A 12218-nucleotide genomic window follows, 5' to 3' on the forward strand; every position below is an offset into this window, starting at 1 on the left:
CTACGACTTTAGGTAACTTGAATTGTTTTATCACCGAAAATTCGTGCATTGGCTCGCGCGGGTTTTTTGGCAGGTGAGCGCTTTTCATTCTTGATGTTTGACAACGAGGAGGAATCAGTTAAAAAAAGTAACTAAGGTTACAAAGGTTACATAACCATGCCATTATCTAACGCAGAGAAGCAGGCTCGCTTTCGGCAGAAGGAAGAGTTTAAGCGCGATGTAGAAGCGGTTCGTCACGAGTTGAAGGTGAACATCAACTCGAACTTTTCCGCACCCGATGCTCCAAGCAAGGCGCTCGAGAAGCTGGTAGACTTGGAGAACCTTCCCCCAAGTTGGACCCAAAACGATTTAGAAGCGGCGTATCGGCGACTAAACCACATTCGGTTCTCAGCTTTTGACAATGAGAACGAAATCGACGTCGCAGTTTTTGACGGCCTCGAACAAAAAGGTCATTTTCGGAGAAAAGCCCCATTTGATCAGCGTAAAGCGGAACTGGATGAAGAAGTGGCTGCAGCTAAGGCATTGGCCGCACATCTCATTGGGGCAATCGAACTAACTACTCTCAACGAAGCCAGCCGAAGTGCAGCTGCGGTCGAAACGTTGAGGCATGTCGGGAAGGCTGCAGCTGATTCTCCTGACCTAGAAATGACTGACCCAACTACGATGAGCCTATTGTCTACGCCGTCCTACTACAGTTTGCCTGATTGGTTTCTGGGGTCTTTGGCGTCTCTTTTGGCGAAAAGGTTTGAGCATGGGGACCGAGCGAAACTCGCGGAAATGTTGGTCAACGATGTTTCAGTAAGCGGGATATGAGGATTCGGTTTGATGCACGAAAAGTGGATTTGGCTGAGCGAGCAACAAGGGGTTGGAACATGACCGAAGTATCGACTGAAGACTACGACCGAGAAGAAGAGTGCAATTATCGAGGTGAAAGCTACCGAGTGCGCGATAACGGGGCCGTTTTGCGGGGCAAGAGAGAAGGCAAAAGAAAGCGGCCTCTAGATGAATCCTGGACATTTGGGAAACCGTGCAAATTCAAGGGGTACCCACTGATTTCTTCCGTACCCGTGCATCGTATTGTGGCTACAGCATTCCATGGTAAGCAGCCCGCGGGGAACTACGTGGTCGATCATGAAGACACTAACCGAAACAACAATCGACCGGAAAACCTTCGTTGGGTGACGCGCCTAGAAAATTTGTTGAAAAACCCGATCACTGCAAAGCGAATTGAGAGCGCGTATGGAAGTTTAGAGGCATTTTTGGAAGACCCCAGTCGGGCATTGCCCGGTAAACTTACGCCAGATTTTGAATGGATGAGGACGGTCACACCAGAGGAAGCAAAAGCCAGTAAAGAAAGACTGCTTGCTTGGGCGCATAAAGACGGATTGCCTTCGGGCGGAACGCTGGGGGAATGGGTGTTTCGGTCAATCCCTACAGTCGTTGAGGAGTTGGAACCAAAAGAGGAACTTGTGCAGTCGAAAACGCATGGAGCTATGCAACGAAATTGGCGTACTCCTTCGAAATTCCCCAGTTGTCCTGATGCAGTTACGGATGAAGCACTCGCAGAGTATTGCGCGAACTTGAAGCCAGACGAAGTTTTCGGGGTTGCTCACTATGGGCAGTCAATTGTTGTGCAGGCGGCCATATCGGAGGCGAAGGACGCATTGGTCGTCCACTGCAAGCATGACGAAAATGCGGTCAAGGACTGGTCTGTAGCGAAAGTCTCAATTGAGAAGGGCGTCTTTGTCCATGAAAGTTTGGGGACATTCTTCACACTAGAAGGAGCCGAAAAAGTCTTCACCATTGAGAGAGGGCTACAATGGGATGGTGGAGACACTTTCGACGATTACTGTTAGTGCCAAAGTTCCTCTAGGTTCACGTCGCTGCTGTCAGGCTCCTGATGCTTGGGCAGCTTGTCAATCTGCAACAACATTGGAACATCAAACGTGGTTCCCGTAACTACGCAGGCACCTTGTGGAAGGTTTGGTATCTGGCCTCGCGAAATTCTGTCTAAAGTCGAAATAGTGTTTTCCAGCAATGCCAAGTCTCGATCATTCACGAGCCTATGAATGAAATAGTTGTGAAGCTGGGAAACAATAGTCGGTGAAATGTCGGCAGGTCTTTGGCTTGAAATAGTAATATAGATGCCAAATTTTCGCCCTTCCTTAATTATTTCTTCGAACAACTCCAGCCTATAGTCTTTCCAACTCTCAGCTTCCCTATTGGATTGCTGAGACAAAATATTGTGCGCTTCGTCAATTACGATATGCATCGTTTTATTCGGGGGAGACTGCACAGAAGTTTTATGCAACTCATAGTAATGCTTAGCAATCAAGATAGGGATCGTTTTCTTTATGTCCTGCTTGCATTCGCGGAGCGAGATAACAGTTACGGTGTTATCAACATGGTCGTCGTTAGCCACCCCGAGTACCTTAGAAAAATCGGTCATCATCGCATCTATTCGACGCATTAAAGGTTGAATGTGTTCGTATTGGACCGATCCATAAAGCAGGTCGGAAATTAGTTTGAGTTCTGCGCGAACTTGAAGTTCTCTGAAGCCGTTAATCTCCGCAAAATCTATGGCGTCCACAAGTTCCCTGAAAAACGCATTGTATGTAGCGTCATCAACATTGAAGTAGTTGCCGTGATAATAAAAGGCGGAGTTATTTCGGTGGTAGCCAACATTATGAATGGCGGATTTAAGTTCCGCACTTAGGTCAAGGTGAGTGCTTAGCGACTTGAGGAGTTCGAGTGCTTCAGGATTTGGATGTTCTGATCGAAGAGTCTTTGCGAACATCGCCTTGGCGAAGTCGCTCAGACCATCCGCTTCAGCTTCATATGTTTTTCGCCCTTCGACTATCCTTCTCAAGAATGGCTTTTGAGTATTTGTAGTGGCGTGAAACAAGATACCGAGTGTTTCGGCATCCCAAAACTCATCTTCCGTCAGCATGAACTTATCTGCTTCACCAGTTCTCGTACTTAGGCGGATGACTGATTTGTGCTCCTCACCCGTCAATTGTTCTCCGGTGTATTCGCCATTGAAATCGAGAAACACGAACTTGCTCCGTTGGGCAACTTTTTCGATTTTGTTCTCGAATAATACGGTAAAAAGTTTGGTTAATGTGTTTGACTTTCCGCTGCCCGTATTGCCGAAGATTCCAAGGTGCGAATTAAAAACTTTTTGCCACGGTAGAGACACATCAAGTTCTTCCTTCAACAGTTTTCCGATTACAAACTGACTGTTGGTATCTCCGTCAAAGATACTACCGACGCTGCTTTCCGATAGGAGATGTGCTTTGTCCCCGATTTTCGGTAGAAACTTGATGCCGTCTCGAAACTCACCATCTTCAAAGTATCCGATCGGCTTGGCTTTTAGTTTTCTTATGTACTTTGGCTGAGGACCAGATTTATCGGCTGTCTTCTCATCAAGATACTCACCTTCGATAACGCAAATGATTTGACGAAATCCGTGCTCAATCGAGACAAACTCTCGAATTGAAATGCCATTGTATTTGTCGCCATTAAAGAAGTGCGTTTCCACATTTGAGTTTTCAAACGCACGAATTTCAATTTCAACGCCTACAACCGCGATAACTTCCCCAACTGATATTGTCATGGCTTCTCGCCCGTGCTGCTCGGGACCGCTGAAAAAACCTTTTCGTTAAACGCGTTAAAGTCGAGGTCTTCCTCCAGTGAAATCAGTTCAAGGTTGCTGAAACCGCGGAACTTGCTTTGCATTTCAGCCAAGTTGTCCTCTTTGAAACAACAGATGAAGACCTGCAGTTCTGGGTTGGAAAGGGAGCGCTTTACCAGGTTAAGAATGTGTTCATCTGCAAAAGAAAAGCCAAACACAATGAATAACCGCCAACCCGAGTAAGTCCGCTTCCACCTTCACCCCTGCCGTTGCCGTCTCTCAAACTGGTACCAGATGTCCATACGGCCTTTCTGTCGGGCGTCGGCCAGGAACAGCTTCTTGCGGGCGTCGTGTGTTTCAAGGTGTGTGTACAACTTGCCGGAATATTTGGGCCAATCGATGGCCATGCCCATCTTCACCATTTCGGCAGATAGGTCGCGACCATCGGGCAGATAGCACTTGGCGACGGTCCTGCCGTGGTGGTCAACGTCTGTTACATGCGCACGGATTGTCTGGCCCTTGCAGAGCTTGTGCAGCGCCCACTTGGCCTTTTGCCCGTAGGGGTGGTTTAGTTCGGGGGCGTCGATGCCAAACAGCCTTACCTGTGTTTTCTGGATCGTTATGGTGTCGCCATCGATAATCCAAGCAGCGCCGGACAAGACCTGCGGCTCAGGCAGGTGTGTGGCGTGCTTGTCGTCAAAGCGCGATACGCGGCTAGGCTTCCTTTTTGCCGCCGTTCTGGGCTTCCGTACCGACGGTTCCCGTCGCCGTGGCCTGTAGGGTTCGATCACGTCATTGCGCCGCGCCGCCACAACAATCAGGCGGATGGCTCCGGCCAGTACAATCAATCCAAATATGACTTCCAAAACAACGACCCTTTCCTGCTTCAAATTCAATGCAGACGTGGGCAATGTTCAGGTCAGATGCTTTTGAGAAGGAGCCAACCTTTGGCGACTCTCGGCCAAAGACTGTTTTCTGCGTTCTGCTGGCGATGCCTGCCTGCCAGAACTTGTGCAACTGGAGCGAACGCTGTTGGGTCACCCGCTCCAGTAATCAAGAAATCCGCCAAAATCCGAGACGCTGTGCGCGCCACACAGCGCCGTTAGAAGACTGCTATAGGGCCGGGGTAGGGTAAAGATTAGAGCCGCCCTGCGGCTTTACAGGGCGGCTCTTTTTCGTAATTTTTACAAGCTGTTATGCGGTTATAGCCTCTATGCGGCCTCTTCAGATGCCTCATCGTCAAACGACTTGTAGAAGTCATCGACAATGGCGTCGTCAAAAGGATCCGGCAGCTGGTCGTCAGGCAGCGCCAAAATCGCAGGACCGATTTCATCGTAGATTTTCATCGCGCCTTTTAAGGGCAGATAGCGATAAGTCTCTTGGACGCTGTGGGTGTACTTCCAGCGATCAAAACGCTTGTAGATGTTCTCCGGACCCTTTTCGACCTTGCGGCCAGACGGCGCGACAAACCCATATCTGCTGCAAGCAGTCATAATAGCCGCCGGGTTGTCAGGCATCCGATCCAAGGCAGATCCAGGCAAACGTCACGACATCGACATGTATGCGGACGGTCATAAGGTTCAAGGGGCGCCGAAATTGCCGCTCAATATGTTGGACGCATTGCGCGCATATGACAGAGACAATGTTCTTAAGGCAGAGATGGGAGAGGAGTTTTCATCAGCCTTTTTGAAGATGAAACGCCAAGAATGGAATTCGTTTGTTTCGCATTTCTCTCGATGGGAGAAAGAGCACACTTTGGACATTTAGTTGTAGAAAATTGACGCAGTCTTCAAATTGAGGTCTTTCTAGAACTTTAATTGTGATCGGCCCCACTTAAATGCTCCAGTTTGAATGTTAGTGCATGATTGGCCTAGGTTCCATTGGGACCATGGTTTCCGGGGCCGGTGGGCGGTAGCCCAAGGCACTATGTGGTCGTTTGGTGTTGTAGTGTTTCCCGCTGACCGACAGGCGAATGCACGCAATCGTTGAGAGGTTCCATTGTTCAATCAGGATTTTCGCTTCTCGCGAGCTGTAGAAGACCTCTCCGTTCAGCAGCTCGTCTCGGAAGCATGCGTTGAAGTTTTCGTTCTCGACCAAAAAGTCGGGCGCATGGGCAAAACGGTGCAATGATCTCTGCGACGCTATCGGCTTTGATGGTGACAATGTGCGTGCCCGGGTCGTTCAAGTTTTGGAAGGCGACAGCACAGCGTTTGCCACATATGACGGGCGGCGCGAACTGACCCAAGTCGAGCAAGCCCGCGAGCTTTGGGACCATGAGAAATCCCGGCCTATCGGGATACAAAAGCGTTGGCCGCGAAAGAAGGCGTCCCACTTGAGATTGTTGCTGAAGAATGACACAAGGAAAACGCCCCTATAAAATGATGATGCTCCCGGATGCAAAACGGGAGCATTACACGCGAGATATCGTGCTTGGGTGCAGCCGATGTTCCAAACGGCCAAAGACCTCGACATGTCGGGCTCATCGGTTGCGCGGTACACTTCACAAATGCCCGAAGCGGCAACGAATTGAACGCTTTATGAACCATGGTGTTCAACGGCTTCTTTTGACTGAACATTACAACTGGTTTCGGGCGGCCGTTTCCTGTGGTCAGGCCTTTAGCGGATACGTTGAAGCTGGAGCGTATATAGCCCAACCCTTATTGAAATGCTGCGCAACTGGTCGCCAGTTGGAGCCTGCCGCGCGTAGACCAGTTTGACCTTCATGTTGCGGAAATTGAAAGGCGGCACATGTCCGGGGCCGTCGATGACGCTGTAAGACATCATGCAGGTACGTGTCTCACCTAGAAGTTCGCTGTCGGTGTTTTCTAGCAAGATAACCCGTCGCCCGTCGAAAATGCGCAACCGCTCCAGGCAGTCGGTGTGTCGCGCTACTTTTCCAAAGGCGTCAATCATGTCGGTTGTCACCGGTTGGACAAGGCCAGGTGGCACATATTTTTTGGACGTAAATGGTGGGGAAACGTCTATTCCGGTGGGCTTCTCAGCGTCAAATGTGATGCGAATGTCGCGCGTTTTTTTGGCCGAGACGTTGCGCACGTGATAGAGATTCGTGCCGTGCCCTTGGCGGCTTCGAATGCCGGTGAAAACGCCATCAAAGACGCCAAGTGGCGTTGAGTCCAGCCGGGCTATAAGCACTTGTCGAAGACCTTGCGCCGCGGGTGATTCAGAATAGGTGATAACGCCAAGTTCCCGACCGAACAATTGGGCCGAGAAGGCTTGTGTTTGTGCTGCGGATGGCTTTGCACAACAAAATACCCATATTGCCAGAACGAACACGCATGTCAGTACGTTTGTACCGCGCCTTTTTCGCACTCCGGTACCCGGGTTTTGATGTCGCCTCATAGTGTCGAAAATAGGTCAGCCGGCCTTTGCGCCGGCTTTAGTTGGCGCTGTTAGCTCGGGCGGGGGAGGGGGCCAGACACGGGTGCGGTCCTGTTCGCTGAGTTGTGCGATTTGACTAGTCATTTCGACTCGCACATCATTCTTGAACTTGTAGAGGTGTTCATAGAGCCCCATCATAGAGATGTACCCTTTGACAGCTGGCTTGTTGTGTCGAAACAGGCTGAACAGTCCGCGCCAGAATGCGACCCGCGATGATCGAATAACCCCTTGATTCATAAGGACTTTGAGGAAAGCGAAAACTTGGACCGAGTTGCGGGGCAAAGAAGATGGCGGCATACCTTTTGTCGGAAAAATGCCGTCTTTGGTTGCCATGTTGTGATGGAACGCCCTCTCAATGAACCGCTTGGGATCGTAGAGCTCTTGATAAATCGATGCTTGTTCCCGCGCCAATTCACTAAGCGGACGTGTTGGCACGAAATTTGTCAGGCTGCTAGAGTTCAAATCGGCATCCGCGTCATCTTCTAGAAGACGCCCCTCTGCGCGGAGGCGATCCGTCAACGCGGTTTTCGGGAGCGCCTGTAACAGACTTACTGTGACGATCGGAATCTGGGCTTCTTCGACAAATTCCAGAATTCGTTTGTCAGCCCCGGATTTCTCGCCATCAAATCCGATAATGAAACCGCCCATGATCTTGAGGCCGCTTGCGTTGATCGTCTTGACGCGATCAATCAGTGAGCCGCGTACGTTTTGTTTTTTCTTGATGTGAACAAGGCTCTCTTCGTCGGGTGACTCAATGCCCACGAAAACGGTCACGAAGTTTGCCAATCGCATTTGCTTCATCAATTCGGGGGCTTCGGCAAGATCGACAGAGGCCTCGGTTGTGAATGTAAAGGGGAAGTTATGCTCACGCTGCCAGTCAATCACTTCCTCCAACATTGGTTTCACAGTGAGACGGTTGCCGATGAAATTGTCATCCACCATGAAAACGCCGCCGCGCCATCCTGTTGCATAAATCTGATCTAGCTCAGCCCGAATTTGAGCGGGTGTTTTGGTGCGAGGTCTACGGCCAAACAGCGTGATGATATCGCAGAACTCGCAGAGAAACGGACACCCACGTGAAAACTGGATCGACATTGTATTGTAGTTTTTGACGTCGATCAGATCATATCGTGGTAACGGGCTGGTTGTCATATCTGCCTTTTGCCCATTTGCGGTAAAGGTGCCTGAGGTTTCGCCGCGCTCCAGAGCTTCGAGGAACATCGGGATGGTCAACTCGCCTTCATCAAGAACCGCAAAGTCAGCGCCAGCCTCAAGAACTTCGTTAGGCAAAGACATTGCGTAGGGTCCTCCTACGACTACAGTCTTACCGCGTTGCTTGCCTTGTCTGATCAAGTCCAGCATGTCCGAACGTTGTACAATCATCCCTGTGAGCACGACCATTTCAGCCCAAGCCCAGTCGTCCTCTGACACGTCTTCGAACTCGCGATCTATCAATCGAAATTCCCATTCCTGCGGCAGTAAGGCCGCGACAGTCAAAAGACCAAGCGGTGGTAAGAACGACTTAACGCCCAGCAGTTTGAGCGCGCCTTCAAATGACCAGAACGAGGGTGGAAAATCCGGGTTTATCAACAGAACTTTCATAATGTGCGATCTCGTTTTTGGGGTAAGAATGTGGGGCGGTCAGCTAAATATGTGTGAGTAAAACATATTTAGCCTTGTTTGTCTCGCTCAGCCGCAATGGAGGTCAGAATTTCATCAGGTGGCATAGGTGCCCAGCCGAGCTCTTCGAAACTGCGCGAAGCATCAGTCAGCACGATTTTGTCGTAAAGGAAGGTGATGCGTTCATTATTGAGCGCAAGATTTTGCCCGGTAAGGCGCCCGATTGGATCCATGACCGCTGCGAGAGCACGGACAAACCACTCGGGGAGTTGAATTGGCGGGCGGCGACCGGACAGGGCCCCGAGCTTTGCAAAAATCTCGCCCATGGTTATTTCGCCGGCAGCCGCCATATAGCGTGTGCCCGGTGTACCGAACTCTGCCGTGCGAAGGAATAGGTCGGCCAAATCCCGAACGTGAACCATTTGAAGTGGGCGATCTTGTGCAGGCCAAACCGGGAGCCGGCCGTTCATATACGTGCGCAGAGCACGTCCAAAATGCGGGTCATCTGGCCCAAAGATCCCTGGAGGGAGCACCGAGTAGGTTGCAAAACCCGGCTGATTGCGGGCAAGGACAAAAGCTTCGGCAGCAGTTTTTGTTTCGTCGTAGCACGAGGCGAAGTCGGGATCTGTGCGCACATAGTCACCCTGAGCATAGGTTCCTTGGGTATCGCCGAGCGTGCGAACTGTTGAGCAATGTACAAAACTGGCCACGTTTGCAGATTGGGCCGCATTTAGCAGAAGTTTAGTCCCGTCGAGATTGACCTTGCGCATTAAAGGACGATCGACAGTACCAAGGTCAACATAGGCTGCTGTATGCACCACCAGATCGATACCGGTCATGGCATGGATCAGGACGTCAATTGAACGCGGGGCGGCAAGATCATATTCAACCTTCTGAAAGTCCAACCCATCAAGCCGCGCAAGAGACGAGCTGGCGCGGACCATGGCGCGCACGTTGTAGCCGCGCTCGTTCAAAAGTCTGACAGTATGAGAGCCGACAAACCCGTTAGCGCCGGTCACAAATGCGGTTTTGCCCGACGACATTCTTTGATCCTTGTTCTAAATTAGGTTCAACTGTAGGCTCGCGAAAACGCGTTGTCTCTGATTATTCTGAGTTTTTTCATGCAAGTTGTTGATGACTACTACAATAGTGTTATGTCCGCGGATGTGGACCCTGATGAATTTGTGGTTCGGGCCAAGTCTGGTAATCGCGCGACAATTGAGTGCGCAAGAACTGGGAATACGCATGACGTTTTGAACTTTTGCCACAACGATATTTTCGGATTTTCGCAGAATCGCGCGGTCAAGGACGCCGCGATCCAGGCCATTGAGGATTTTGGAACTTCGAACAGCGGATGCATGGCGCTGTGTGGGCGCAGCTCTCCGCATGAGGCGTTAGAGCAGGAGATTGCCCGTTTCAAAGGGGTGGAGCATACCCATCTGTTTTTGAATGCATGGATGGCCCTACAGGCGTTTATGGACGGCTTTTGTCATTTGGCCAAACCTGTGCCGGGGTTTCGCAATGATCGTCCTGTTTTGGTGATGACGGATGTGCTCAATCACGGCTGTATAACATCGGCGGCGGTCAATGCCAGTTCGCGATCAGGTAAAGTGTTTACCAAGAGCCCGCCAGTGCACGTGCATAGCTATAAGCATTGTGACATGTCGCACCTGCGAAAAAAGCTGAAGGCACTTGCGCAGCCAGATGATCGCATTCTGTTGTTAACGGATTCAGTTTTTTCTATGGATGGCACCATTGTGCCGCTTCCTGAGATGGTGGACATCCTGTCAAACTATCCAGGGTCGACTTTGGTATTGGATGAGGCGCACGCGTCTGGGGCAATTGGTGCTCATGGAGGAGGTATTTGCGAGTATCATGGGATGAGCCCAGCCGATATTTTGGCCAGGGGTGTGAATCCTGTGATCCTGACGACGTTTTCCAAGTTTGCGGGTTCGGCAGGGGCAGCAATCAGCGGCTTTTCCAAGGGTTTGGAGCGGTTGATGAATGCGTGCCCCACTTCGATCGGTACAATTTCTTTGCCACCGTCGGCTGCGGCATCGGCCGCTGAGGCGATCCGTCAGTTGCATGCCAACCCGGAGTTGGTGACCCAGTTGCAGAGCAACGCAAGGTTCGCCAGACACCGGCTAGGAGAGGTGGGTTTTGAGGTTTTGGGTGAAACGAATGTTTTGCCAATTGTCTTGCCTGGTCATGTTCCGCCGAAACACGCCGCACGTCATCTTATCGAAGATTTTGGGATTTGGGTGTCACCAATATGGTATATCGCCCGTCCCAGAATGCGGGCGGTGATCAATGCTCAGCATTCAGAGCAGGACATCCTGCAGTTGACCCGGGCGATGACTGAAATGCGCAGTAATTTTGAACCGCGCCAGATGACAGCAGGAGCGTAATGGCGTTTCAGATCAGAACCGTCACGCGTGACCAGGAACTCAAAGTTTTTGAGCGGGTTGCTTTTGAGGTCTACCGGAACGATCCCAATTGGGTGCCGCCTCTACCTGGCACGGTGAGGGGACAGTTGGGCCCCGAGTCCAAATTTATCAAATACGGACGATTTCAGGCATTTTGGGCAGAAGATGTTAAAGGGCGGTTGCTAGGGCGAATTGTGGCTTCGGTGAATGACAGGCTTAATGAAAAAGAGGGGCAAGTCATTGGGAGTTTTGGGTATTTCGAATGCATCAACGATTCTGGCGTGTCGGATAGTCTGTTTGATGCAGCGACAGCATGGTTGATTGAGCAAGGGTGCGAGGTGGCAAGGGGGCCGATTGATCTGGTGACGCATGTCGGCGGGCTAACATTGGTCGAGGGATTTGACACGCCGCCAATGTTTCGCATGCCTTACAATCCGGACTATTACCCAGCTCTGATCGAACGGGCGGGATGGCGCCGTGCGCGCGACGCATTTGCGTTTGACTATCCTATGGAGCCGTTGCGGCGGGTTTTTGAGCGGTCCTACGAAGCAGCAAAGAAGGCGGGAATTACTTTTCGGAGCGTCCACACCAAGGGTGAAGCGATGCGCAGAGACTTGCGTTCGATTCATAGAATTTTTTCAGAGAGCTTTGAAGAGAACTGGAGTGCAACCGAACGCGATGCCGCAGAGTTTGTCGATGAGGCTGCACAGATGCGGCACATTATTGATCGCCGGATTTTCCCGGTCGCGGAATTGAATGGTGAAATGGTGGGATTCTGGATGGGCCTGCCGAACATTAATGCGGCGTTGATCAGATCCAAGGGGTGGCCGGCGCCGCTGGTGTATGCGCATTTGTTGTGGCAACGCAGAAAACTGGATACGGCGCGGGTTCTGGTCGTCGCTGTATTGCCAGAATTCCAAAAGCAACACTACGGTGTGGCCTTGTCCCTGATCTATCTGGGCATGACTGGGGGCGCTTCGGGACGTCTTCCTTATCGACGGGCTGAGCTGTCTTGGGTTTGGGAGAATAATAAATCCTCACTGGGCTTGATTCGTGCGTCCGGGGGACAGCAGTATAAGACCTATCGAATGTACGAGCGTGCCCTGACGCCGAAGAAACCCTAACAATAATGAATGGAG

Annotated in this window: 11 protein-coding genes and 2 pseudogenes; 5 read left to right on the plus strand and 8 right to left on the minus strand. The window is 51.0% G+C overall.

From position 1 onward, the window contains the following. Positions 1-156 precede the first annotated feature (156 nt). Together CLV88_RS07365 and CLV88_RS07370 are read left to right on the plus strand one after the other, a co-directional pair. Positions 157-813, plus strand: a complete 657-nt coding sequence (locus CLV88_RS07365) for a hypothetical protein (protein WP_106607747.1) — start codon at positions 157-159, stop codon at positions 811-813. Positions 814-872: 59 nt separating this feature from the next. Next, on the plus strand, positions 873-1856 hold the full coding sequence (locus CLV88_RS07370; protein ID WP_106607945.1) for an HNH endonuclease signature motif containing protein: 984 nt from the start codon (positions 873-875) through the stop codon (positions 1854-1856). On the opposite strand, the gene CLV88_RS07375 is transcribed toward CLV88_RS07370, so the two are convergent. The 4 genes from CLV88_RS07375 to CLV88_RS22995 form a co-directional block, all read right to left on the minus strand. Next, a complete protein-coding gene (locus CLV88_RS07375; protein ID WP_106607748.1) occupies positions 1853-3616 on the minus strand; it encodes an ATP-binding protein in 1764 nt (587 codons plus the stop codon). The two genes, CLV88_RS07370 and CLV88_RS07375, sit on opposite strands and share 4 nt — an antisense overlap. After that, positions 3613-3852 (minus strand): hypothetical protein, encoded by a 240-nt coding sequence (locus CLV88_RS07380; RefSeq protein WP_106607749.1) that lies wholly within the window; start codon positions 3850-3852, stop codon positions 3613-3615. The genes CLV88_RS07375 and CLV88_RS07380 overlap by 4 nt, the downstream gene beginning before the upstream one ends. Before the next feature lie 39 nt (positions 3853-3891). Beyond that, positions 3892-4500 carry a thermonuclease family protein gene (locus CLV88_RS07385; protein ID WP_243403595.1) on the minus strand — a complete coding sequence of 203 codons (609 nt, stop codon included), beginning with the start codon at positions 4498-4500 and terminating at the stop codon, positions 3892-3894. A gap of 345 nt (positions 4501-4845) precedes the next feature. Next, on the minus strand, positions 4846-5127 hold the full coding sequence (locus CLV88_RS22995; protein WP_165798822.1) for a hypothetical protein: 282 nt from the start codon (positions 5125-5127) through the stop codon (positions 4846-4848). Between CLV88_RS22995 and CLV88_RS07390 the strand changes: the two are divergent. Then, positions 5081-5401: pseudogene (locus CLV88_RS07390) on the plus strand (type III glutamate--ammonia ligase); the annotation flags it as partial. The gene CLV88_RS22995 and the pseudogene CLV88_RS07390 overlap by 47 nt on opposite strands. Before the next feature lie 87 nt (positions 5402-5488). Here CLV88_RS07390 and CLV88_RS07395 read toward each other — a convergent pair. The 4 genes and pseudogenes from CLV88_RS07395 to CLV88_RS07410 form a co-directional block, all read right to left on the minus strand. After that, positions 5489-5719: pseudogene (locus CLV88_RS07395) on the minus strand (integrase core domain-containing protein); the annotation flags it as partial. Between the two features lie 531 nt (positions 5720-6250). After that, on the minus strand, positions 6251-6787 hold the full coding sequence (locus CLV88_RS07400; protein ID WP_133169923.1) for a hypothetical protein: 537 nt from the start codon (positions 6785-6787) through the stop codon (positions 6251-6253). Positions 6788-7009: 222 nt separating this feature from the next. After that, positions 7010-8635, minus strand: a complete 1626-nt coding sequence (locus CLV88_RS07405; RefSeq protein WP_106607751.1) for a B12-binding domain-containing radical SAM protein — start codon at positions 8633-8635, stop codon at positions 7010-7012. Positions 8636-8703: 68 nt separating this feature from the next. Continuing rightward, the gene (locus CLV88_RS07410) at positions 8704-9696 is read right to left on the minus strand and encodes an NAD-dependent epimerase/dehydratase family protein (protein WP_106607752.1); all 993 of its coding nucleotides are present in this window, start codon (positions 9694-9696) and stop codon (positions 8704-8706) included. Between the two features lie 78 nt (positions 9697-9774). Here CLV88_RS07410 and CLV88_RS07415 point away from each other — a divergent pair, with 78 nt between their 5' ends. Continuing rightward, positions 9775-11061: an aminotransferase class I/II-fold pyridoxal phosphate-dependent enzyme gene (locus CLV88_RS07415; protein ID WP_106607947.1), complete on the plus strand. Its 1287-nt coding sequence runs from the start codon at positions 9775-9777 to the stop codon at positions 11059-11061. Beyond that, entirely contained in the window at positions 11061-12203 is a 1143-nt protein-coding gene (locus CLV88_RS07420; protein ID WP_106607753.1) for a GNAT family N-acetyltransferase, read from the plus strand. Before CLV88_RS07415 ends, CLV88_RS07420 begins: the two co-directional genes overlap by 1 nt. Positions 12204-12218 lie beyond the last annotated feature (15 nt).

Source organism: Shimia abyssi (assembly GCF_003014475.1).
Lineage (GTDB): Bacteria > Pseudomonadota > Alphaproteobacteria > Rhodobacterales > Rhodobacteraceae > Shimia > Shimia abyssi.